We start from the raw sequence: 23,689 nt of genomic DNA, 5'->3' as shown, positions 1-23,689 counted from the left end.
CTTTCTGTCACGCGGCTTTGGTCAGCATGAAATCGACATGGACCGCATCATAGGGAAAGACGATGCCGCGCCCCGAACGATCGATCACCCCGGCAGCGAGTAGCGCCTGGACATCGCCATGCACCGCCTTGACGTCGCGCCCGACGCGCCGCGCGGCTTCGCGGATCGACATCGCACCTTGCCCGGTCATGGCCTGGAGCAGTTCCCAGCGCTTGCGGGTCAGCGTCTGCCAAAGCAGGTCGGGCGACCCGAAGGAGTAATGCGCGCCCTGCGCCTTTCCCTCGAACGCCGCCAGCGCACGGGCATCGACCGCTTCGCGCGAAGCGACGGAGAGGGTCACGATGTTCATTCGGGTTTCCATTGATCGACATCCTTCCAGAAGTCCGCCAGCAGAGCCGCCGGAGTGGTGAAGGTATAGGCCATTTCGCTCTTGCCGACGTGGCGATGGTCGCCTTTGCCGGCCTCGTTGTCATAACGCAGCACACAGATGCCGCCGACGACATAAGCGAGGGCATATTTGAGATCATGGTTTGACCCCGGCACCCGCCGGGGCACGCGCCATATCCGCAATTCCACGAACGCCTCGGCGCCGAGCTGATGGCGTTCGTGAAGAAGCGGCTCCGCCTTCATGTTGGATTTTCTACCAACGACTAGCCTTGTTGTCAATGACTCCATCAATCCTCGTCGACGGGATCATTGTCGTTCGCGGCCCGCAGCGCACGAATATGCGCGCGTGCGATATGGCGTCCGATCGCCTCGGCGATCCGCGTCAACGCGGCATCGACCTCCGCCGCGCGCAGCACGGGTGCATTGTCGTTGGCGGCGGCAACCGGCTGGTCCGATCGCGCATCATCCTTTGGCATGATCAGCTCCGGCACGCGCTTCGTCATCATTGTCCGCGCGATAGCGAGCAGGATCGGCGATCCAGCGATCGATAGCGGACTCATGCCAACCAGCGCCGTGAATGCTGATCTTCAATTGCGCAGGAAAAGTGCCTTCAGCAATCTTGCGGTAGAGGGTCGAACGGGACAATCCGGTGCGGGTGAGGACGGTGTTGAGGCGGATGATCTTCTCGGGGGCAGGCATGGGATATACTCCATCGGCTGACGGCGATTGGGCTCCCCTGGATACAGGATTTTCGATTCGGCCATGTTTTGCAAGGGCATGGGCACGGCCGTGCCGCCCACGCTCGCTAGTGCTGGCGTCCGCCTGCGTCCCGTTGCGTCGAGCAGCGTTCGATTGCGTCGGATAAAATTTTTCCCATGCCGTCCCAATGAATGCAGTCGACCGCCGACTTTCAGCCGGTGGTACGCCCGCTAAGTTAGTCGTTTTCATTCCCATTTAAGGGAGCGTGTCGGCTTGGCGCCCGATCCAAGCCGTTCAACTCTAGCTCGGCTGGCCATAAAAGCAGTCGTTAGTCGTTCGGACGGATGAGCGTGCGATAAGCGCGGGGCTGCATTCGCTATTGGGGCATTGATCGGCCCACTCGCTGGCAGCGCGGGGGATCAATATCGAGCGAATCGGTCCGATGACCCATATGATGACGAAGGGGCTCGCGACGGCGCAAGCCCCGGGGCACCTGCATCCCTGGGTCACCGTGTCGATCCGCGCGACCTACGCCCTCGCTTTCCGAGCATTGTGCAGATGATCTGGCAACGCTAGAGGCGGCCCCAGATAAAGGGAGACGTTGATGTTTCATATAGGTGCCAGTGCTGGCAAGCCGCCGCTTTCGGTGAAAATCCTGTACGGTAGCGGGCAGGGAGTCGATGCGGCGACCCAGGTCGGATTGAACACCTTCCTTCTCTATTATCTAACGGCGGTTTGCGGTTTCTCGGGTTCTGCGGCCGGGCTCGTTTTCTTTCTGTCGCTGACGCTCGACGCCTTGCTGGATCCGCTGATCGGCCGCACATCGGACCGGTACCGGTCGCGCTGGGGACGCAGGCTCCCTTTCATGGCCGCAGCTCTGGTGCCGATGGCGGGGTCGGCCTTTGCGATCTTCTCGATCCCCGAGGGGCTCGGCGAGGCCGGTCTGTTCCTTTATGTGCTGCTGTTCAACGTCGCGCTACGCCTCGCGCTCTCGATATTCGCGCTGCCTTATGCCGCGCTGACGGCGGAACTCAGCGACGATTACGGCGAGCGATCGGCGATTTCGGGGTTTCGCGCCCTGTTCATCTTCCTCGGCACGCTCGCGTGCCTGATACCCGGCTCGGCGGTCATCCTGTCGGGCGACAAGCTCCAATCCCCCGATGCTTACCGTCTTTTCGGCGCCTGGCTTGCCTTGCTGATCCTGCTCTTCGGCACGGCCTGCCTGGCAGGAATCCGCAGGACCGTTCTGGCGCTCCCGACCCCGCCGGTTGAGGAGACGTCGCCGCGCTTCGTTACCGAGCTTGCGAATCTGGTCCGCAATGCCGCTTTCGTGCGTCTGTTCGCTGCCGCTGTTCTGGTTCTGGTCGGACAGGGCATCACGCTAGCTCTCAATATCCATGCCTTCCGTTACTTTTGGCATGTGTCTGCGGACCAACTCCAATTACCGTTGATGGTGCTTGTGGTGGGGCAGGCGCTGGGGTTGCCGGTGGCCGGACTGCTGCTGCGCGTCGTGGAAAAACGCAGCGGTATCGTCTGCGCGGTGATCGGCACTGCGGGCTATACGGTCGCGATCACGCTGCTGGCGCTGGCCGGCGCGTTGCCCATCGGCACAAATCTCAGCCTGGCGCTGCTCGTGGCGAATGCGATCATACTCGGCGCGGCCTCCACCCTCTTCGTCATTTGCCTGTTTTCGATGATGGCGGACGCGGTCGATGAACACGACTATCTGTTCGGCGTCCGGCGGGAGGCGCTTTACGCTGCCGCGCTGATGCTGGGGATCAAGGCGGCGACGGGGATCGGCGGTTTCGTGGCGGGTGTCGGGCTCCAGTTCATCGGCTTTTCGGCCCAAGGGCCAGCGAACGCGGCGGGCCAGCCGCCGTTTCCTGGGGTGGAAGCGATCAACCACCTCGGTCTGCTGTGGGGCGCACTGCCATCGCTGCTGCTGTTCTCGTCGCTGCCTCTGCTCCTCCGCTATCCCGTCACTCGGACACGTCACGCCTTCGTGATCGAAGAGCTCGACAAGCGAGCGTCCGGCGCGGCCGCTCAGGGCCAGTGATAGAAGCCTTCCCTGGCGTCCGCGATTTCTTCTCGTTTCGAAACTCGCTCGCGCCTCAGCCGCGGGGGTGATGGATAATCGGCGTTGCACATTAAACGAAACATATTCATATCGAATAAAGATCGAGTCGCGATCAGGATATGCTCGGGAGGGAATTATGGCGTCGGTCCATGCGTTGGCAGTAGCTGGTCAGGACGAAGCCTTCATTCGCCGGATGCTGAAGCAGGCGAATATGAACGTGCTGCGGCTTGCGCTGTACCAGCAGACGCGAGACCCCGAACTTGCCGCGATGGAGGTCGTGACCGAAGGCCGCGATGGCAGCCCCTTTCTCTTCACCAGGGTCCGGCGCGAGCATTATGATCGGATTCAGGAGAAGGCACTGGCCTATTTGCTCAATGCTCCGCGCGCTGCGCCGCCACCGACGCGAGCCGAGGCGGCGGTGATGATGGAGATGTTCCTTGGTAAGACGCTGTCGGTCGAACATCTGGAATTCGGCTGGGAGGATCTGAGCTTCGAGGGTTTCGCGCGTCGTGCGTGCTGGGAGAAGAAGCCGGCCGCCGAAATCCTTGGCCAATATCACGTCACCATCGTCGGGGCGGGGTTCAGCGGATTGCTCGCGGGCATTCAGCTCGATCTTCTGGGTATTCCGTACCGGATCATCGAGCGCCAGGCAGGCATAGGCGGCACATGGTATCTCAACGACTATCCCGAGGCACGGGTCGATATCACCTCCTTCATCTACCAATTCAAGTTCGAGAAGGACTATCCTTGGAAGAGCCATTATGCGACCCAGGCCGAGCTACAGGATTATCTCGCGCATATCGTCGACAAATATCGACTGCGCGACCGGATCCATCTGAGCACCGCGTTGCAGGATGCGCGCTGGGACGCGGAAAAGGCGAAATGGACCTTGCGGGTCCGCCATCCCGACGGCCGCGTCGAAACGACCGACAGCGATTTTGTCATCAGTGCGAGCGGGCTGTTCAGCACGCCCAGACTCCCCGACATTCCGGGGATTGAGACCTTCGGCGGCAAGATGTTCCACACGACCGCATGGGACCATGGCTATGATTATGCGGGCAAGCGCGTCGCGGTCATTGGCACAGGTTCGACGGGTGCGCAGCTCGTCCGCGGAGTGGCCGAAACCGCGGGGTCGCTGACCATCTATCAGCGCACCCCGAACTGGGTGAATCCTACCCCCGGCTATCGCAATCCCGTATCGACCGAATTGCGCTGGCTCCTCGACAATATGCCTGGCTATGCAGCCTGGTATTCCTACCATCATTTCACTTCGCAACTACAGGTCGAGGATCTTCAGATGCTCGACCCCGAATGGCGCGCGAGCGGCGGCCTTATCAATGAGAAGAACGACCGGCTGCGCGAGGACCTGCAAGCCTATGTTCGCAGCAAGGTCGGCGACGACGACGAACTCTACGCCAAGCTGATCCCTGATTATGCACCGCTATCGCGCCGATTGGTCGTCGACAATGACTGGTACGACACGCTGTTGCGCGACAATGTGACATTGCAGACGAACGGCATCGCCCGCTTCACCGAAACAGGGATTATCGCCAACGACGGCACGCTGGAGGATTATGATCTCGTCGTCCTGTCGGCCGGCTTCGACGTCGAGCGCTATTTGTGGCCGGTCGAATATATTGGCCGCGAGGGTGTGACGCTCAAGGATTTGTGGGAAAAGGACGGTGCGCGCGCGCACCTGACGATGACGTTGCCGGGATTCCCGAATTTCGCGATCATGTACGGCCCCAACGCGGGCATCGTCACCGGCAGCTTTCATTCGTGGATAGAGGTGCTTTCACGCTATATCTGCGGCCTCATCACCCATACGATCGAAGGCGATGCCAGGAGTTTCGAGGTCCGGCACGAGGCGTATCAATCCTACAACGACCGGATGGACGTCGCACTGAAGGCGATGCTGCTGGAGGAAGAGGGAGGCGGGGGCGGATATTATATTAACAGCTTCGGCCGTCCAGGCGTCAGCCTGCCGTGGACGCTTGAACAATGGTATGCGCTGATCAGGACGCCCGATTTCGACGAGTTCCGGTTCGAATGATCCGCCATCAGGATTCGGGTGGCACGCGCATCCGGGTCAGGATGCTATCGACCAGCCATTCGGTCATTCCTTCTTCGCCAAGGTCCGCGCCTGTCATCAGCAAACGATGGTAATAGGCGCCAGTCATCGCGTCGAGCGCCCATTCGACTGGCGCATCGGCGCGTATCTCGCCGCGTTCGATTGCGCGCCGGAAAATGCTGCGCTCGCTTTCCCGGCGCGCGCCCACCAAGGCGCTCAGCAGCCCGTCGAAGCGGCTGTCGGTCTGCGACGCTTCGATGATCGAGGGGAAGACCGAGCGCCAGATCGGACGTTCGAGAATCCGCGTGAAGCGCTTGTAAAGCAGGACCAGATCCGACCGGATATCGCCTTCGTCGGGGATGGGCGGATTGGGTCCCAGCGCGGTGTCGAAGGCATCGATGGCGAGCTCCGCCGTGTTGCGCCAGCGGCGATAGATGCTCGATCTTGCAACGCCGCTGCGTTGAGAAATCTGTTCGATTGTCAGGGCGCGATAACCCGATTCGGCCAGCAAGGCCGCCGCTGCGTCGAGGATCGCCCGCGTCGTGCGCCCAAGCTGCGCCTGCTTGGGTGCGCGCTTGGAGCGGGTGGCGGTGGAAAGCGATGATTCTGATTGCATGGGTGTCCGTCCGGCGCGGCTCGTTTCTGTCTGCGTACCACGACGACATCTAGAGCCTATTGCATCAGCCGTCGACAGCGCGCGAGATTTTAAATAAAATTATAATGTATCGAATAGTTGACAAACTGATGGGAGCGGGGGCACCTGAGAACAGGGCATTGGGATGAGGTGGAGAGGACGCATGTCGGAAACGATGCTGATCACGGGATGCTCGACGGGATTGGGGCAAGCGCTCGCCGTGGCTGCGGCGCGCGAAGGGTACAAGGTCTATGCCACGATGCGTGGCCTTGCGAAACGGGACGGCCTCGCGACCCGCGCTGCCGAGGCGGGGGTCGCGATCGAGATTCGCCGGCTTGACGTTCGCGACAGCGCAAGCATCGCGGCGGTTGGGGAGGAGATCATCGCGATCGACGGCCGGATCGATGTGCTTGTCAATAACGCTGGCGTCGGCTTCGTCCGATCGACCGAACAGGCGTCCGAGGCCGAGATCGCCGCCGTTATCGACGTCAATCAGATGGGAGTCATTCGCTGCACCAAGGCGGTACTCCCTCATATGCGGCGTCAGCGATCGGGGCGCGTGCTGACGATATCGTCGGTGGGCGGGCTGGTCGGCCAGCCCTTCAACGAGATTTATTGCGCGACCAAATTTGCGCTCGAAGGTTATATGGAAGCCCTCGCTTGCTATGTCGGGCCGGTGTTCAACATCCATTTCACGATTCTTGAGCCGGGCGGCATCCAGTCGGAATTCGCGAACAGCACGCTGGCCCAGCTTGCGGCGACCGGCGGCATCCTCGACGACGAATATCGTCCCGTCCTCGAGCAATATATGGGAACGGTCCAGGGCCGCGAGTGGGCGAACAGCCCCTATCAGAGCGCCGAGGATGTGGCGGCGGTCGTTCTGTCATGCGCCCGATCCGAGACGCCGCCGGTCCGTATGCGCACATCACCCTGGGGCGAGGAGCTTTGCCGCCTTAAGACCGATGTCGATCCAGATGGCCGGAAGATGCAGGCGATGGTCGGCGAGATGTTCCTCGGACAGGGGTGAACGGCCGGTCAGAGCGACCGGCCGATCACTTCCTTCATGATTTCCGACGTGCCGCCATAGATGCGCTGCACGCGCGCGTCGCGCCACAGGCGTGCAATCGGGTATTCGTTCATATAGCCCGCTCCGCCGTGGAGTTGCAGCGCGGCATCGCAGCATTTCCATTGCAGCTCGCTGTGCCAGAGCTTCGCCGCCGACCCCTCTACGGCGGTAAGGTCGCCGGCGATATGGCGTGCGATGCACCAGTCGAGATGCGCCCAGCCGACCTGCAGTTCGGCGGCCAGATCCGCGAGCGTGAAGCGCGTATTCTGAAAATCGAAGACCGGCTGACCGAAGGCTCGGCGTTCCTTGGTGAACCGCACAGCCTCGTCGAAGGCCCGCTGCGCCCCGGCTTGCGCAGCAGCGGCGATGCTGAGCCGCTCCTGCGGCAGTTGCGACATCAGATAACCGAAGCCCGCCCCCTCGGCACCCATCCGGTTGGCAACGGGAACGCGCACGTCGGTGAAGAAGAGTTCGGACGTGTCTGCGCAATGCTGGCCGATCTTGTCCAGGTTGCGCCCGCGCGTAAAGCCGGAGCGCTCCGCTTCGACGAGGATCAACGATATGCCTTTGGCGCCCTGTGCCGGATCGGTCTTGGCTACGGTGATCACGATATCGGCGTTCTGGCCGTTGGTGATATAGGTCTTTGACCCGTTGATCACATAATCGTCCCCGTCGCGGATCGCGGTCGTGCGGACTCCCTGCAGGTCCGACCCGGTCGACGGTTCGGTCATCGCGATCGCCGCGATCGCCTCGCCCGAAATCATCCGCGGCAGCCATGTCCGCTTCTGATCTTCGGAGCCGTAGGAAAGGATATAATCGCCGGCGATGTCCGACTGCAGGCCGAGGCCCGCCGAGCACCCGGCGTATGTCATCTCCTCATCGATGATGATGTTGTAGCCGAAATCGGCGCCCAGTCCGCCATATTCGGAGGGCATGGTGGGGCAGAGCAACCCCGCGGCACCACAGGCGCGCCAGAAATCCCGATCGACGATGCCGTCGCGCTCCCAGCGGTCGAGATTGGGATGAAGGTGCTTTGCGAAGAATTTGCGTACCTCGTCCCGAAACAGCGCGTGGCTTTCGGTGAAGGCGGTGCGGTTGTGGGTTTGCAGCATGGTCGTCTTCTCCCTTCGATCGGCCGGCGCCGTCCGGGCTAAGCGATAGCCTATTTATTAATACAATAAAGTATGGATAATATCATTATCGTCAGATATATAAATTTGCGAAGGAACCGCCAGAAGGTCGGTCCGGTCGGGAGAAGTGCGTGACCAAGGATTTCGAAACCCTGCTGTTCGCGGTCGAGGATGGCGTTGCGACGATCACGCTGAATCGGCCTGATCGGATGAATGCGTTCACGCCGCAGATGGCGACCGACCTGATCGCCGCCTTCGACATCACCGACGCCGAAGACGCCGTGAAGGCAGTGATCGTCACCGGCGCTGGCGAGCGTGCCTTTTGCGCCGGGGCCGATCTGGGGGCGGGCGGCAACACCTTCGATTATAACAGCTATGACGGCGCCGAGGCGTTGCCGCAGGCGAACGGCGTCTACCGCGACATCGGTGGGCTCGTCACGCTGCGGATATTCGACAGCCTCAAGCCGGTGATCGCCGCGGTCAACGGTGCATCGGCGGGGGTCGGGGCGTCGATGCAACTGGCGATGGATATCCGGATCGCATCGACCAGCGCGCGGTTCGGCTTCGTCTTCGCGCGCCGGGGAATCGCGCCCGACGCCGCCGCATCGTGGTTCCTGCCGCGTATCGTCGGCATTGGCACCGCGCTCGCCTGGACCTGCAGTGGGCGGGTGCTGCCCGCGGAGGAAGCACTGGCGCGCGGGCTGGTGCAATCGCTGCACGCGCCGGACGAACTGATGGCGGCGGCGCAGGCGATCGCGCGCGAGATCGTGGACAATTGCGCGCCGGTTTCGGTCGCCGTCACGCGGCGGCTGATGTGGGACATGCTGGGCGCGGCGCACCCGATGGACGCGCACCGCGCCGACAGCCGGGCGATCCAGGCGCGCGGGCTCTCCGCCGATGTCAAGGAAGGCGTGACCGCGTTCCTCGAGAAACGCGCGCCGACCTATCCCGATCGCGTTTCGGACGGACTGCCTGACATGTATCCGGGCCGCAGTGTCCCGTCGTTTTACTGATCAACGTAGGAGAGACTGATATGCGCCTTCGGACTCCGCGGATTCCACCGCTACCCGACACCGAACTGAACGCCGAGCAGCGAGACATTCTCGATTCGGTCCACCCGCTGGCCCGGAATGCGAATCTGTTTCGCACGATGCTGCGCTTTCCGGAGGCGATGAAGGGGCTGACCGCCTGGGGACGTTATATCCAGGGCCGGAAGAACGACCTTCAGGGGCGCTTCAAGGAAATCGTCATCCTGCGCACCGCCTATCGTGGCAAGGCCGCCTATGAATGGTCACATCACCATCGCATCGGCCGCGAAACCGGGCTGACAGACGGCGAACTCCTGGCGCTCAAGGACCGGCGGCCCGATCATTGCTGGAACCGGGCCGATGCGGTGCTGATCGCCGCGTGCGACGAACTGATGGCGGATGATTTCATCAGCGACGCGACCTGGGAGGAGATGGCGCGGCATTTTTCCCCCAAGGAGATGGTCGATATCGTGCTGACGTCGGGACATTATGCGCAGGTCGGGCGAATAGTGAACGCGCTCGGCATCCAGATCGACGAGGGCGCTCACTTCGATCCCGATCTTGTAGACCCGATCTAATCGGCGGGTTCGGGCGTCAGTCCGCGCAACAGCAGATCGCAAATCGCGTCAGCGATATCGAAGGGGTCGGGACCGCCGACCACCGGCAGCCATTTAGGCAGCCAGCCGAAGGCGCCGGCGCACATGTGGGTGACGAGTGGCGCATCGCATTCGCGCGCCACCCCTTCCGCCGCACCCATCGCCAGCGCACGCGCGACGGCGCTGTTCTGGCTGCTCGCGCGTCGATGCAGCCGGTCGCGAATGGTCTTGGGCATTCCCTCGAACCCCGGTTGTGGCATGAGTGGCGACAGCGTTCCCGCCTGCGCCTGGATGTTGAGATGCGCGTTGATCATTGCGGCTTCGAGGCCGTTGCCGCCATGCGCGTGCGCCGCATCGACGAACCGGTCATACAGCTCGAATGAACGCTCGTAACAATGTTCGACCAGATCCGCCTTGTCGTCGAGATAATGATAGACCGCGCCCTTGGTCAGACCCATCGCCGCGGCAATCTCGTCGAGCGAGGTCGCTTCGATCCCGTTGCGGTTGAACAGCGCAGATGCGGTCGCGAGCAACTGCGCGACCTTGAAGTTCGCCGATTCCTTTCGATCGAAGATATTCTCGATCTTCGGCTGGAATTGCTCCGCCGACACGGGGCATTCGAACTGCATCGCCCGATCGGCCGCGAGGCCCGAAGTCAGCAGGTCGATCATGCTCTCCATCGCGCGGTGCCGCAACTTCGGCCCGCTTCCCTGATCGGACCATTGCGGCAGCAATTGCGACCAGGCGAGCATTCCGATGATCGCCTGTGCGACCACGATCGGATCGCAGCGGCGAATGCTGCCGTCGTCGATCCCTTGCGCGATGAAACCTACAAGAGCCGTGACGTTGCGGTCGTTGGCCTTGCGGATCAGGCTTGCGATGTCGGGGGTGAGCGAATTGATTTCAGTCATCACGGCGACGGGGGGCCGGTCGGGAGTGAGCGCGCGCCGTATATAGGTCGCTACCCGGGCGAAGCCGTTGGCGGCGAGGCTCGCTTGCGCCAGATCCTCGGCTGCCAGCTCGCATGCGCGCATATAGCATTGGAACACCAGTTCGGTGCGGTCGCTGACATAATAGTAGACCGTGGCGCGCGAGAGATCGAGCACGTCGGCGACGTCAGTCAGGCTCGTCGCCGAAATTCCCCGCGCGTTGAACAGCGCGGTGGCTCCGTCGATCAGTTCCTCGCGCTTGCGTGCTTTGGTCGATGGGCGCCCGCGCGGCTTTCTGGGCGCGCCGCGCCCATCCGCCGGTGACGTGGAATTCGGCGCGGCGGTTTTCGTCGGTTTCGGTCGAGAGACGCCCGTGATATTCACTATAAACCGTTACTCCCCGGCGGCGATCCGTTCGCTCCGCAACCGCGACCGGCGTACCTTTCCGGCGGCATCGCGTAAAGGGGCGTCAGTAAACTCATAGCTGCGCGGCTGCTTGTAGCGGACCAACCTTTCGGCGACGAACTCCTGCAGTGCGAGACTGGGCAGCCCGGGACGCGGCTGAACGATCGCGTGGACGCGTGCGCCCAGATCGTCGTCGGGCAGTCCGATGACCGCGCATGACTGGACGTCGGGATGTTCCTCTATCGCGGCCTCGACTTCGGCGGGATAGACGTTCGAACCGCCGACAAGAATCATGTCGCCGCGGCGATCGCCGAGGTAGAGATAACCCTCGGCGTCGAAATAGCCCATGTCGCCCAGCGAATGCCATTCGCCGCGCGTGTTGGCTTCGGCGCCGACGTAGCGATAGGTCACCTGTCCCTCCTCGGCCGCGCGCATGAAGACTTCGCCGGTTTCGCCGGGCGGCAGTTCCCGACCGTCGTCGCCGAATATCTTGATCTGGCCCGAGAAAACCCGGCCAACCGATCCGCGATGCGCGAGCCATTCGGTGCCGTCGATGACAGTGCCGGCGATGCTTTCGGTCGCGCCATAAAGCTCCCAGACCGCGCCGGCGCCGATCCAGTCGATCCAGACCTGTTTCAGCCACGCCGGACAGGGGGCGGCGATATGCCACATCGTCTTCAGCGACGTGATGTCGTACTTCGCCTTCACCGCATCGTCCAGTTTCCAGATGCGGTTCATCATCGTCGGTACCAGGCAAAGCCAGCTTGCCTTGTGCCGGTCGATCGCTTCCAGAACGGCTTCGGCATCGAAGCGCGGCTGGACGACAAGCTTGGTGCCCGCCGCCATAGCGTTGATCGCCGTTGTGAAAGGGCCGGTGTGATAGAGCGGCCCCGGGATCAGCGCGACATCCTCGCTGCCGAGGCGCCACGCCGAGGCGATCGACACGTCGATCGTCGCGGGCTCGCCCGACAGGATCAGCTTTGGCCGCCCCGACGAGCCGCCCGAGGTCGGCGCCTTGAAGCAGCTGGCGATTACGAGCGGCAATGGAGTATCGTCGCTTTCTGCCGCAAGCAAATCGGAGTAAGTGATAGTGGGATGGCCGATTTCGAGGTCGGGCCGTGCGATGATGATCGAGGGCTTCGCGAGCGCAATGATAGCCTCCATCTCGGCCCGCGGCAGGCGCGAGGACAAGGGTTGCGGCGTCGCGCCCGCTTTCCAGCAGGCGAAGCAGGCCTCGAGGAACGCATTTTCATTAGGCAATGCGATCGAGATCAGGTCATCGGTCTGGACGCCATGCGCAAGGAGCGCGCGCGCGACCCGATTGGTACGGCTTTCCAGTTCCGCCCAAGTAAGCTCGGTGCTTTCGTCGGAAAGCGCCACCGTCGACGGCTTGAGTGCCGCATGATGGGCAAGCAGCGAAGCAAGCGGTAGCGTGTCCATCAACGCAGACATTCGAATATCTCCCCGCAAAGCAGCGTGCAGCGTGGATCGCCGACGGTCTTGTCGCCCATCTGATTGAGCACATAGCCGATGCCGACCTGATGGACGGGGTCGAAGCAACCGAACGATCCGCCCCAGCCAGAATGCCCGATCGTTGTGTCGGCGTGGGGCCCGTACATGCGGTCGATGTTCCCCGCGAGACCCTGGCGCCAGTAAGCGGGATGTCCGAGGAGGATGTCGACGCGGTCGGTCTGCAATTCGCCGAGCTTCGCTATCGTCTCTGGATGCATCATCCGGATGCCATCTAGCGTGCCTCCGTTGGCGAGCGCGCCATAGACCCGCGCGAGGCCGCGCGCGGTCGCATGGCCGTTGCCTGCGGGAATTTCAGCCGCCCGCCAGGCCCGCTCGTTCGGGTGAGTTGCCACCATCAGGGGGTTGGTCACTGCCATGACTGCCGCGCGCGGCACGCCGGTCAGGGTGAATTCGCGCTGGAGCGGCGAAGGGACGAGCGGCGCCACGCGAGGCTCCTCGCTTTCGGGCAGGCCGATGAACACGTCCGCCGCCAGCGGCGCTGCGATGCGCTCGGCCAGGAAACGGCCCGGGGTGAGCCCCGACGCGCGGCGGACCAGTTCGCCCGCCAGAAAGCCGTAGGTCATCGCATGATAGGAATTCTGCGTGCCGGGTTCCCACAACGGGGCCTGGCGAGCGAGGCGATCGGCCACGACGTCCCAGTCGTAGAAATCCTCCAGCGAGGTTGGCTCTTCTAGTCCCGGAAGGCCCGCCTGATGCGACATGATATGCCCCACGGTGGTCGCCCCTTTGCCGTTGGCGCCATATTCGGGCCAATAATCGGTGACCGGCGCCGCATAATCGAGCTTTCCGGCCTCGACGAGCATTGCAACCTCGATTGCGGTCAGGCCCTTCGTGGCCGACCAGATGTTGACAAGTGTGTCGGGGGTCCAGCGCGTCGTACGCTCCGCGTCGCGCCATCCGCCGTGAAGGTCGACGACCAACTCGCCCTTCACATAGACGGCCAGCGACGCCCCGAGTTCGCGATAGGCGTCTTCGCGTGCGAAATTGGCTGCAAATGCGTCGCGCACGGCGGCGAATTGCGGCGCGACATATCCTTCGATTGGCTGTTCCAAGCGCCTTCTCCCATGACGGCGTGATGCCTCCGTCCGAACGGCGGGGCCCGAAGAGCGGTTTATCGCGGGTCGTTAATTAAATCAACGTAGAAATATATATACATACGTTAGTGTTGAAAAAAGATTGACAAGCAGAAGTCGGCATGTATGAAGGGCAACATCCGCGGATGTAGGAAAAATGCGGGGAAAGGCGATCGCGTGCCGGGGCTTCGGGAGAGTCGAGATGAACGATCATTCTATATCATTGACAGCAGGGTGCCGTCCGATTGCGCTCGGCGCCTGCGCGCTTGCCATCACCTGGGCCCTGGCCGCTGGCGGCGCGGCCGCGGCCCAGGAGGCCGCGCCGTCCGACGACGCCGACCGCACGATCGTCGTGACCGCGCAGAAGCGCGAACAGGCGCTGAACGATGTTCCGCTGTCGGTGACGGCCTTTGGGGCGGAACAACTCGCCAGCCGCGGAATAGACAGCACCGTCGATCTTGCGAACAGCGTCCCGGGCTTCACCTATACCGAATCGCGCATCGGAACGCCGATCTACACATTGCGCGGGGTCGGCTTCAACGACATCGCGCTCGGCGGACGGCCGACGGTCAGCGTCTATCAGGACGAGGCGCCGATCCCATTCACGGTCGAGACGCGCGGCGGCTTCCTTGATCTCGAGCGCGTCGAGGTTCTGGCAGGGCCGCAGGGGACGCTGTTCGGCCAGAATGCGACCGGCGGTGCGATCAACCTGATCGCGGCCAAGCCCACTGACGTTTTCAAGGGATCGCTGACCGCCGGATATGGCCGATTCAACGAAGTGACGCTCGGCGGCTTCGTCAGCGGCCCGATCTCGGACACGCTGAAATTCCGCCTGGCGGTGAAATCGGAACAGGCCGACGGTTGGCAGTACAGCACCACGACCGGCGACACCAACGGCAAGAAGAATCTGATCAGCGGGCGCTTCCTGCTCGAATGGACGCCCGCCGAAGCGCTGAGGGTCAATCTCAACCTCAATGGTTTTCTGGACCGGTCGGATAACCAGTCGCCGCAATATCTTCTTGCCCGGCCGAGCGATCCGACGGCGGCGGCCAATATCCCCGGCCTTGCGACGCTCGTGGTGCCGCCGCGAAACAATCGCGCGACCGATTTCAATCCCGGCGATTATGCGCGCGACAATGATTTCCTTCAGGCGAATCTGCGGATCGACTACGATCTCAACGACCAGCTGACACTGACGTCGCTGTCGTCCTACAGCAAATATAACCAGAACCAGCTTCAGGACCTCGATGGAACGCCGCTGATCGGGCTCACCCAGCGCACGATGGGGGACATCGAATCCTTTGCGCAGGAATTGCGGATCGCCGGCGATCTGACCGACCAGCTCTATGTCGTTATCGGCGCCAACTATGCCGACGACAAGACGCGCGAGCGCGTGAGCGGTGATCTCAGCGAAAGCACCCAGGCCTACGCCTTCGTCGGCCTTGGCCTGCCGCCCTTCTACTCGTTCGGGCTCCGCCACGATCAGGACATCACGACCTATGCGCTTTTCGGTAATGCGGAATTCAAGCTCACCGACGCGCTGACCCTGCAGGCGGGGGTACGCTACACCAATTCGAACAACCGCTTCGTCGGCTGCACGCGCGACATCGACGGCGTCACGAGCCAGGTCTTCTCGGGCTTCCATGATTTCGTCCGCACTGTCGTTCTCGGCCTGCCCGCGCTGGCACCGATTCCGGCGGGCGGCTGTATCACCGCGGATGCGTTGCAGGTTCCGCAACTCGTCACGAGCCGGCTGAAGGAAGACAATGTGTCGTGGCGTTTCGGCGCCGATTACGAAATCGCCGACGACGTCAAAGTCTATGCCAACGTCAGCCGTGGCTACAAGGCGGGGGGGTATCCGTCGCTCGCCGCGACCTCGACCGCGCAATATGATCCGACGCTGCAGGAATCGCTGACCGCCTATGAAGCCGGGCTGAAAGCGGCCTTCTCGCGGGATTTCCAGCTCAACGCGGCGATCTATCATTATGATTATCGCGACAAGCAGCTGCTGGGCATCGTGGCCGACCCCTCCTTCGGGCGTCTGCTGCGGCTGCTTAATGTGCCCAAGTCGCGGATCAACGGTGCCGAACTGCAACTCGCCTGGTCGCCGGTCCGCGGGCTCGATATCACGGGCAACGCATCCTATGTCGACTCGAAGATCACGGCGCCATTCGTCGCCGAAGACCCCAACGGCGTCACAGCCGACTTCAACGGCCAGGCCTTTCCCAATTCGCCGAAATGGCAGCTTTCGGGGGATGTGAATTACGAGGTGCCTGTTTCAGACAGGCTGAACGCGATCTTCGGTGCGAGCGCCAGCTATCGTTCTACCACCAATTCGGAGCTCGGCCGGCTGCCCGAGTTGGTCGTCGAGGATTATGCGCTGGTCAATCTGCGCGTGGGCCTTGCCGATAGCGACAAGAAATGGCGCCTGATGGCGTGGATGAACAATGTCGGGGACAAATATTACTACACCTCGGCGACGCGCAGCATCGACGTGTTCAACCGCATGACGGGGGCGCCACGGACCTTTGGTCTGACCTTCACCTATAATTTCCAGCCCTGACTCTCCTCTCGGCGGCACCGGTTCCTTGCTGCCGGCGCCGCTTCCTCCTCAGGATATTTTCTTTGACTGCTTCCGCTCCTGAATTTTCATTCGACCTCTCCGGACAGACGGCCTTGGTGACCGGAGCGTCGTCTGGCCTCGGCTGGCGTTTCGCCAGGATATTGGCCGCATGCGGCGCCAAGGTGGCGATTGCGGCGCGGCGCGCCCAGCGGCTCGACCAGTTGACTGCCGAAATCCGCGCGGAGGGGGGTGTCGCCGAACCGTTCGCGCTCGATGTCGCGGCGGTCGGCGGCATCGCCGCGGTGGTCGACGAGATCGAGCGGCGGCTTGGTCCGGTTTCGATCCTCGTCAACAATGCGGGTGTTCCCGACGCCCAGCACGCGACCGCGCTGACGCTTGAAAAGATCGATCAGGTGATCGACACCAACATGCGCGGCGCCTTCATTCTGTCAACCGAGGTCGCTCGGCGACTGATCGCGGCGAAGACTCCGGGCCGGATCGTCAACATCGCGTCGATGGCCGCATTCGAATATTCGGGCGGCGCCGCAGCGCTCTATTCGGTGACGAAAAGTGCGCTCGTTCGCATGACCGAGACGCTTGCAGTCGAGTGGGCGAAATTCGGCATCAACGTGAACGGCATCGCGCCCGGTGTTTTCGCTTCCGAAATGACCGACGGAATGTTCGCGCGGATGAGCGACCAGATGGTGTCGGCCTTTCCGCGCAAACGTATCGGGCGCCCCGAACAGCTTGATGGCGCGCTGATGTTTCTCGTTTCCCCGTCCTCCGACTTCGTCACCGGCACGATCATCAAGGTCGACGACGGGCAGGGCTCGCGCTGAGGAGATTATCGTTGACCGACCAGATCATCCGGACCGACGCTGCGGGATGCGCCATGCTGACGCTCAACCGGCCCGAAAAGCTCAACGCGCTGACCGTCGCGATGTTCAAGGAACTGCGGCGACACATCGATGATATCGCGGGCGACACCAGCATCGGGGTCGTCGTGCTGCGCGGTGCCGGCCGTTGCTTTTCGGCCGGCCACGACCTCGCCGATATCGAGCAGGGAGAGGAGCCGCCGACACCCAACTTCCAGTCGGAGACGATCGAGCGTCTCGCCAACCTGCCGCAACCAGTGATCACGGCTGTTCACGGCTATTGTTATACCGGCGGTCTTGAACTTGCGCTGGCAGGCGACCTGATCGTCGCGTCGGCCAACGCTCGCTTCGCCGATACCCATGCTAAATGGGCGCTGACCCCTGTGTGGGGTCTGACGCAGCGACTGCCGCGCCGGGTCGGCCTGACCAAGGCAAAGGAAATGATGTTCACCTGCCGCACCTATTCGGGCGAAGAGGCGGCCGCGATCGGCCTCGCCAACGAGCATGTCGCCGACGACTGCTTTGACGATCGGCTGGGAGAAATCGTCGCCGAAATTCTCGACCACTCGTGGTTCAGCCATCGTGCGAACAAGCGGTTGCTGCTCGAAACCGACGGCCTGCCGATCGGAGCCGGAATCGCGCACGAGAGTTTTCGCACCGAAGGCGGTGGCCCCGACGCCTATGAACGGCTCGCGCGTTTTACGCGGCGCGAAACATGAGCGGTTTCTTCGGCTTTGAGTTTTCCGAAGAACAGGACCTATTGCGCGAAAGCCTGCGGCGCTTTCTCGCTGATGCCTGCCCGTCTTCGCTGGTGCGTGAAACACTGGAAGGCCGGCAGGCTTTTGGTGCTGCGCTATGGTCCGGGCTCGCGCAAATGGGATGCATAGGCGCGGCAATTCCAGAGCAATATGGCGGATCTGGACTCGGTCCCGTCGAAATTTGCGTCATTGCCGAAGAACTCGGACGCGTGCTTGCTCCGATCCCGTCACTATCGACCATCTACCTCTTCGCCGAGATAGTGAAAGCTGTGGGGAATGACGAGCAGAAGGCGCTGTTGCTGCCGGACATTGCGCGTGGGCAGGCGATCGGTACGCTGGCGGCCATCGAGATGGACCCCAAGGGCCGGAAGGTGCCGACGGCCAGCGAGGTCCGCGCCGGGAAACTATACGGCAGAAAACATCTCGTTCCCGATGGCATGATCGCCGACCATGCTATTGTCGTGGCGCGGGAAGGTGAGCGCGATGAATCGCTTTTCCTCGTTGATTTGCATCAGGATGGCGTCGTCCGGCGACCGTTATCGACGATCGATCCGACGCGCGGTCACGCGCGGATCGAGTTCGATGGCGCTGCGACATCGCCTATCGGCGCTGCAGGGAATGGCTCCGCGATCATAAGTGAAGCCATGGCGCGCGCCGCCGTGTTCGTCTCCTTCGAGCAGATCGGCGGCGCCGAACAGGCGCTCGTCTCAGCCTGCGATTACGCCCGGCAACGCTTCGCGTTCGGGCGACCGATCGGGTCGTTCCAGGCAGTCAAGATATTGCTCGCCGACATGCATGTGTCGCTTGCGATAGCGCGGGCTAACGCGTTGCGCGCGATCTGGGCACTTGCAGATATGGCGGGTGAGGCAGAATGGGCCGCGGCCAGAGCCCATCTGAGCGCCTCGGCAGCTTTCGGCCACGTCGCCGCCGACACGATACAGGTCCACGGCGGGACGGGGTTCATGTGGGATAGCGATCCGCATCTTTTCTATCGCCGGGCAGAGGCGCTGGGGCAGTCGCTGGGCGGTACGCGGCGCTGGGAAAGAATTCTGATCGAAGGCCGCCGGTCGGGGGCTGGCGGCAGCGAGGCGGTCAGCGTCAATGAAGAAAATGCCGCCGAGAGCGAATTTCGTGCCTCTGCACGTGCATGGGTTGCAGCCAATGCGCCCTGGCATTTGCGCGAGGCGATTGAACGCTCGCCGGTCGGCGCGCTCGACCTCGGACCCGATGCGTTGGCGGCGCAGAAGGCGTGGCAGCAGCGGAAACACGATGCCGGTTGGGCCTGTCTCGGCTGGCCTACCACTTATGGCGGACGCGGCGCGACGCCGATGGAGCGGATCATCTGGCATCAGGAGGAAGGCTGTTTCGCTCGTCTGTCGAACCTCTTCCACAACGGACAGGGCATGTGCGCCCCGACGCTCATGGACTTCGCGAGCGACGAGCAGAAGGCTGAACTCCTGCCCAGAATATCGTCGGGTCAGGATGTGTGGTGCCAGCTGTTTTCCGAACCGGCGGCAGGCTCCGACCTTGCGGGACTCCGCACCCGCGCCGACCGCGATGGTGACGGGTGGGTAATAAACGGCCAGAAGATATGGACGAGCGGTGGTCAATATGCCGACTGGGGCTTGCTGATTGCCCGGTCTGATTTCGATGTCGCCAAGCACAAGGGATTGACTGCCTTTTTCATAGACATGCGCGCGCCGGGTGTGGAGGTGCGGCCAATCCGCCAGATGAACGATCACAGCGGTTTTGCCGAGGTCTTCTTTCACGATTTGCGCATTCCCGACACACAGCGGCTCGGCGGCATCGGCGATGGATGGAACGTCGCGCTGACGACGCTCTCGCACGAGCGGTTGGCGATCGGACTCGAAATGCCGACGGGCTTCGACGATCTTCTCGACTACTGTGGAGCACTGGAACTCGAAACTGGATCGGCGGTCGCGGATAGACATGTCATATCCCGGCTGGCGAGGTTCGAATGTCAGGCGGCGGGGCTGGAGAATTTCATGCTCGGCTCTCTCTCGCGCTTTGCGAAGGGGGAGCTGCCTGGCCCCGAAAACTCGATCATCAAGTTGGTCGCGGGCAAGATGATGCAGGACATTGCAGGGTTCGCGATCGAGCTTCAGGGCGAAGCGGGGATATTGACCGGAACAGACGAATGCGCGTTCGGTGGCCGGTTTCAGGGCATGTTGCTCCGTGCGCCCGCCACTCGGATCGAGGGAGGGTCCGATCAGATCCTGCGCAATATTCTTGCCGAACATGTGCTGGGAATGCCGCCGGACATGCGCGCCGACAAGAACCTCCCCTTCAGCGCGATTCCCGCACAGTCGCCATCGCGATAGCGAACGGGATCATACCGTCCATTGCCGTCCTCGCAGGAGCGCCGGTACGCATTTCATGGAGTAAATTATGACTGAAATCGAGCTTGAAGCCGAACTCAACGACTTGCGGATGTCGAAGGAGGCGCAGCCGCTCTTCGAAGCGGTGAAACGCCATATCGCCGAAAATGTTGACCCGATCACCGAAGAATTTTTCCGGCTGGGCGAAGGGCGTGCCGATCGCTGGAGTTGGGCACCGGGGCAACTCGAACTACTCGACGGGGCGAAGGCGAAAGCAAAGGCGGCGGGCCTGTGGAATTTCTTTCTGCCGCACGGCGACACGGGCACGCCGCTCAGCAATCTAGACTACGCCTATATTGCCGCCGAACTCGGCAAGTCGTTGCTCGCATCGGAATCGCTCAATTGCTCCGCACCCGACACCGGCAATATGGAGGTTCTCGAAATGGTCGGCACGCCCGAACAGAAGGAACGCTGGCTGAAGCCGCTCCTGAACGGGGAAATTCGCTCGGCCTATGCGATGACCGAACCCCACGTCGCTTCGTCGGATGCCGGAAATATCGAAACCAGCGCCGTGCTCGATGGTGACGACTGGGTCATCAACGGCGAGAAATATTTCATCAGCAGTGCAGGCGATCCGCGCTGCAAGCTGTTGATCGTGATGGTGCGCACCAATCCGGAGGCAAGCGGGAAGCGGCGTCATTCGCAGATTCTCGTCCCGATGGATACGCCGGGTGTGCAAATCCTTGGCCCGATGCATGTCTTTGGAGAAGATCATGCGCCGTTCGGCCATATGCACATGCGTTTCGACAATGTCCGGGTTCCGAAGGACAACATCCTGCTCGGTGAAGGACGCGGGATGGATATTTCGCAGATGCGCCTCGGCCCGGGCCGCATCCACCACTGTATGCGCACGATCGGCAAGGCCGAGGTTGCGCTCGACCTGATGGTGAAGCGGGGTAATTCGCGCAGCGCGTTCGGACGTCCGCTGTCCCAACTCGGCAAGAATCTGGAAGTCATCGCACGGGCGCGCTGCGACATCGAGGCGCTTCGCCTGATCGTGCTCAAGGCCGCGAAGGCAATGGATCTGCTCGGCAACCGTGAGGCGCGCGTCTGGGTGAGCATGGCGAAGGCGATGATTCCCGAGCGCGTCTGCCAGATCATCGATCAGGCGATCCAGATCCATGGTGCGACCGGCATCTCGCAATGGACCCCGCTTGCAGGGCTCTACACCGACGTGCGCCATCTGCGCTTCGCCGACGGCCCCGACGAGGTGCATTACATGGTCATCGGCCGGGCCGAATTGGCGCGATATCAGGATTGAAGCGGAAACGCATCTTGTCGGGCCCACGGCGGCACGAGCACAGCATAAAAAGGAGAAGGAAGATGAAGGCTCTCTTGTCGACCGCGACCGGCGGTCCTGAAACGCTGACCCTTGGCGAGCTGCCGCGCCCCACCGCGGGCAAGGGCCAGATCGTGATCGACGTGAAGGCCTGCGCGGTGAACTTTCCCGACGTGCTGATCATCGAGGATAAATATCAGTTCCGCCCCGAGCGCCCGTTCGCGCCAGGCGGCGAGGTCGCGGGACTGGTCGCCGAGATCGGCGAGGGCGTGACCGGGTTCAAGGTCGGCGACCGGGTGATCGCGGGCTGCGGCAACGGCGGCATGGCCGAAGCGGTCGCGGTCGGTGTCCACAATGTCTATCACCTGCCCGAGGGATATGATTTCGCCGAGGGCGCCTCGCTACTGATGACCTATGGCACCAGCATCCACGCGCTTGTCGATCGCGGGCATATCGGCGAGGGCGACACTTTGCTCGTGCTCGGCGCGTCGGGCGGGGTCGGGATCGCGGCGGTCGAGCTCGGCAAGGCATTCGGCGCGCGCGTCGTCGCCGGGGTGTCGAGCGAGGAGAAAGCGGCGATCGCGCGCGAGGCGGGCGCCGACGAAGTCGTCGTCTATGGCCGCCAGCCGTTCGACAAGGATCAGTCGAAGGAGCTTGCGAACCGGTTCAAGGAAGCGGTTGGCCCGAACGGCGCCAACGTCATCTATGATGCGGTAGGCGGCGACTATGCCGAACCCGCGCTGCGTTCGATCGCGTGGGAGGGGCGCTATCTGGTGGTCGGCTTCCCTGCGGGCATCCCGCGGCTGCCGCTCAACCTGACCCTGCTCAAGAGCTGCGACGTCGCGGGTGTGTTCTGGGGCGCTTTCGTCGCGCGCGAGCCCGACCGCAACCGCGCCAATATCGCGCGGCTGTTCCAGCTTTGGGAGCAGGGCAAGATCAAGCCGCGCGTCACCGGCACCTACGCGCTCGCCGACGGCGGCCAGGCCATTGCCAAGCTCGGCGACCGCAGCGCCGTCGGCAAACTCGTCGTTGCGCCCTGATGTCGGGGAATGAAGGGACGGCGGCTGTCCAGGATATTCAGGACCTGGAGATCACGAGACTTGAGGCCTGGCTCGCTGACAATATCCCCGGTTTTGTGGGACCCCTGACCTATACGAAATTTGCGATTGGGCAGTCCAATCCGACATACAGGATCGCTGCCCGGAGTGGATGCTACGTCCTTCGCCGAAAGCCTTTTGGGAAATTGCTGCCGTCGGCGCATGCCATCGAACGGGAATATACGCTTTTGGCCGCGTTGCATCCCACGGGCTATCCCGTCGCCAAACCCTTTGCGCTTTGCGAAGATGAGTCGGTTGTGGGCTCGGTCTTCTATGTGATGGAGATGGTCGACGGAGCGACCTTCTGGGATGGGGCGTTACCCGGCTGCGACATCGAACAGCGCACGGCGATTTATTTCGAGATCGTCGATCGCCTCGCCGAACTTCATGACATCGACTACGAACGTTCGGGGCTGGCTGGTTTCGGCAAGGCCGGGAATTATCTGGAGCGACAGGTTCAGCTCTGGACAAGGCAGTATCGCCTTTCACAGACTGAGGATTTGCCGGATGTGGAAAAGCTGATCGACTGGCTGCCACGCACGATGCCGAGGCAGCAACGAACCACAATCGTGCATGGCGACTATCGCATCGACAACCTTATGTTTTCGCATGACGGCAGACGTATTGAGGCCGTTCTCGATTGGGAGTTGTCAACGATCGGCGACCCGCTGGCCGATCTGAGCTATTTCCTGATCAACTGGGTCACACCAGTTGACGGTCATGCGGGCCTAGCTGGCATCAGTGGTCCCGGAACGGGTATTCCGACCCTCGAACAGATGGTGGCCCGATACGGACAAATGGTCGGCGCGCAGCGCGATATGGCCGACCTCAACTGGTACTTCGCCTTCTGCCGTTTTCGCCAACTTGGAATTACCCAGGGCATCAGGCGGCGGTTCCTCGATGGGAACGCATCCGGCGCAACGGCCGACGTGACGGGATCACGTGTTCCGCTGATTGCCGAAAGCGCTTGGGCTTTCGCTCAAAAGACGGTCGTTCAAAGCTAGGTGGTTCAGAGACGTCGACTTCACCCGCAACCTCGTCATGCGGGCGGAGAGGGGGCGTGGCGCGAAAAATTCGGGAGGAGTGTGAA

At 62.3% G+C, this 23,689-nt stretch carries 21 protein-coding genes; 12 read left to right on the top strand and 9 right to left on the bottom strand.

Features of this window, described 5'->3' with window-relative positions; translation table 11 throughout:
* Window positions 1-7: 7 nt before the first annotated feature.
* The 4 genes from FHR21_RS03215 to FHR21_RS03200 are packed head-to-tail and all read right to left on the bottom strand — an operon-like array spanning window position 8 to window position 1,086.
* The gene (locus FHR21_RS03215; RefSeq protein WP_184095206.1) at window positions 8-349 is read right to left on the bottom strand and encodes an HVO_A0114 family putative DNA-binding protein; all 342 of its coding nucleotides are present in this window, start codon (window positions 347-349) and stop codon (window positions 8-10) included.
* Window positions 346-630, bottom strand: a complete 285-nt coding sequence (locus FHR21_RS03210; protein WP_184095204.1) for a toxin-antitoxin system TumE family protein — start codon at window positions 628-630, stop codon at window positions 346-348. Before FHR21_RS03210 ends, FHR21_RS03215 begins: the two co-directional genes overlap by 4 nt.
* A 44-nt stretch (window positions 631-674) precedes the next feature.
* Entirely contained in the window at window positions 675-863 is a 189-nt protein-coding gene (locus FHR21_RS03205; RefSeq protein ID WP_184095202.1) for a hypothetical protein, read from the bottom strand.
* Window positions 850-1,086 (bottom strand): helix-turn-helix transcriptional regulator, encoded by a 237-nt coding sequence (locus FHR21_RS03200; RefSeq protein WP_184095200.1) that lies wholly within the window; start codon window positions 1,084-1,086, stop codon window positions 850-852. The genes FHR21_RS03205 and FHR21_RS03200 overlap by 14 nt, the downstream gene beginning before the upstream one ends.
* A 604-nt stretch (window positions 1,087-1,690) precedes the next feature.
* On the opposite strand from FHR21_RS03200, the gene FHR21_RS03195 reads away from it, so the two are divergent.
* Together FHR21_RS03195 and FHR21_RS03190 are read left to right on the top strand one after the other, a co-directional pair.
* Window positions 1,691-3,142, top strand: a complete 1,452-nt coding sequence (locus tag FHR21_RS03195; RefSeq protein ID WP_184095198.1) for an MFS transporter — start codon at window positions 1,691-1,693, stop codon at window positions 3,140-3,142.
* A gap of 157 nt (window positions 3,143-3,299) precedes the next feature.
* Entirely contained in the window at window positions 3,300-5,216 is a 1,917-nt protein-coding gene (locus FHR21_RS03190; protein ID WP_184095196.1) for a flavin-containing monooxygenase, read from the top strand.
* Window positions 5,217-5,223: 7 nt separating this feature from the next.
* Here the strand turns inward: FHR21_RS03190 and FHR21_RS03185 are convergent, their stop codons facing one another.
* The gene (locus tag FHR21_RS03185) at window positions 5,224-5,850 is read right to left on the bottom strand and encodes a TetR/AcrR family transcriptional regulator (RefSeq protein WP_184095194.1); all 627 of its coding nucleotides are present in this window, start codon (window positions 5,848-5,850) and stop codon (window positions 5,224-5,226) included.
* Window positions 5,851-6,043: 193 nt separating this feature from the next.
* Here FHR21_RS03185 and FHR21_RS03180 point away from each other — a divergent pair, with 193 nt between their 5' ends.
* Window positions 6,044-6,895: an SDR family oxidoreductase gene (locus FHR21_RS03180; protein ID WP_221234959.1), complete on the top strand. Its 852-nt coding sequence runs from the start codon at window positions 6,044-6,046 to the stop codon at window positions 6,893-6,895.
* Window positions 6,896-6,903: 8 nt separating this feature from the next.
* Here the strand turns inward: FHR21_RS03180 and FHR21_RS03175 are convergent, their stop codons facing one another.
* A complete protein-coding gene (locus FHR21_RS03175; protein WP_184095190.1) occupies window positions 6,904-8,046 on the bottom strand; it encodes an acyl-CoA dehydrogenase family protein in 1,143 nt (380 codons plus the stop codon).
* Between the two features lie 149 nt (window positions 8,047-8,195).
* On the opposite strand from FHR21_RS03175, the gene FHR21_RS03170 reads away from it, so the two are divergent.
* Complete coding sequence (locus FHR21_RS03170; protein WP_184095188.1) at window positions 8,196-9,077, top strand: crotonase/enoyl-CoA hydratase family protein; 882 nt, start codon at window positions 8,196-8,198, stop codon at window positions 9,075-9,077.
* A gap of 20 nt (window positions 9,078-9,097) precedes the next feature.
* Window positions 9,098-9,670: a carboxymuconolactone decarboxylase family protein gene (locus FHR21_RS03165; protein ID WP_184095186.1), complete on the top strand. Its 573-nt coding sequence runs from the start codon at window positions 9,098-9,100 to the stop codon at window positions 9,668-9,670.
* Here FHR21_RS03165 and FHR21_RS03160 read toward each other — a convergent pair.
* The 3 genes from FHR21_RS03160 to FHR21_RS03150 are packed head-to-tail and all read right to left on the bottom strand — an operon-like array spanning window position 9,667 to window position 13,607.
* Complete coding sequence (locus tag FHR21_RS03160; RefSeq protein WP_184095184.1) at window positions 9,667-11,001, bottom strand: TetR family transcriptional regulator; 1,335 nt, start codon at window positions 10,999-11,001, stop codon at window positions 9,667-9,669. The two genes, FHR21_RS03165 and FHR21_RS03160, sit on opposite strands and share 4 nt — an antisense overlap.
* A 9-nt stretch (window positions 11,002-11,010) precedes the next feature.
* On the bottom strand, window positions 11,011-12,474 hold the full coding sequence (locus tag FHR21_RS03155) for an AMP-binding protein (protein WP_221234958.1): 1,464 nt from the start codon (window positions 12,472-12,474) through the stop codon (window positions 11,011-11,013).
* The gene (locus FHR21_RS03150; RefSeq protein WP_184095182.1) at window positions 12,462-13,607 is read right to left on the bottom strand and encodes a serine hydrolase domain-containing protein; all 1,146 of its coding nucleotides are present in this window, start codon (window positions 13,605-13,607) and stop codon (window positions 12,462-12,464) included. Before FHR21_RS03150 ends, FHR21_RS03155 begins: the two co-directional genes overlap by 13 nt.
* A gap of 223 nt (window positions 13,608-13,830) precedes the next feature.
* Between FHR21_RS03150 and FHR21_RS03145 the strand changes: the two genes are divergently transcribed.
* From FHR21_RS03145 to FHR21_RS03115, 7 genes are all read left to right on the top strand, one after another.
* Complete coding sequence (locus FHR21_RS03145; RefSeq protein ID WP_184095180.1) at window positions 13,831-16,191, top strand: TonB-dependent receptor; 2,361 nt, start codon at window positions 13,831-13,833, stop codon at window positions 16,189-16,191.
* A gap of 116 nt (window positions 16,192-16,307) precedes the next feature.
* Window positions 16,308-17,030 (top strand): SDR family oxidoreductase, encoded by a 723-nt coding sequence (locus FHR21_RS03140; protein ID WP_338113035.1) that lies wholly within the window; start codon window positions 16,308-16,310, stop codon window positions 17,028-17,030.
* A gap of 11 nt (window positions 17,031-17,041) precedes the next feature.
* Window positions 17,042-17,785, top strand: coding sequence for an enoyl-CoA hydratase/isomerase family protein (locus tag FHR21_RS03135; RefSeq protein ID WP_184095176.1), 744 nt, complete (start codon window positions 17,042-17,044; stop codon window positions 17,783-17,785).
* Window positions 17,782-20,166, top strand: a complete 2,385-nt coding sequence (locus FHR21_RS20655; RefSeq protein WP_221234957.1) for an acyl-CoA dehydrogenase family protein — start codon at window positions 17,782-17,784, stop codon at window positions 20,164-20,166. Before FHR21_RS03135 ends, FHR21_RS20655 begins: the two co-directional genes overlap by 4 nt.
* 67 nt (window positions 20,167-20,233) lie before the next feature.
* Window positions 20,234-21,484 (top strand): acyl-CoA dehydrogenase family protein, encoded by a 1,251-nt coding sequence (locus tag FHR21_RS03125; RefSeq protein ID WP_184095174.1) that lies wholly within the window; start codon window positions 20,234-20,236, stop codon window positions 21,482-21,484.
* Window positions 21,485-21,546: 62 nt separating this feature from the next.
* Entirely contained in the window at window positions 21,547-22,542 is a 996-nt protein-coding gene (locus tag FHR21_RS03120; RefSeq protein WP_184095172.1) for an NADPH:quinone oxidoreductase family protein, read from the top strand.
* A complete protein-coding gene (locus FHR21_RS03115; protein WP_184095170.1) occupies window positions 22,542-23,603 on the top strand; it encodes a phosphotransferase family protein in 1,062 nt (353 codons plus the stop codon). The genes FHR21_RS03120 and FHR21_RS03115 overlap by 1 nt, the downstream gene beginning before the upstream one ends.
* Window positions 23,604-23,689 lie beyond the last annotated feature (86 nt).

This window comes from Sphingopyxis panaciterrulae, assembly GCF_014199295.1.
Taxonomy (GTDB): domain Bacteria; phylum Pseudomonadota; class Alphaproteobacteria; order Sphingomonadales; family Sphingomonadaceae; genus Sphingopyxis; species Sphingopyxis panaciterrulae.
This window is presented reverse-complemented; position numbering and strand designations above follow the sequence as displayed.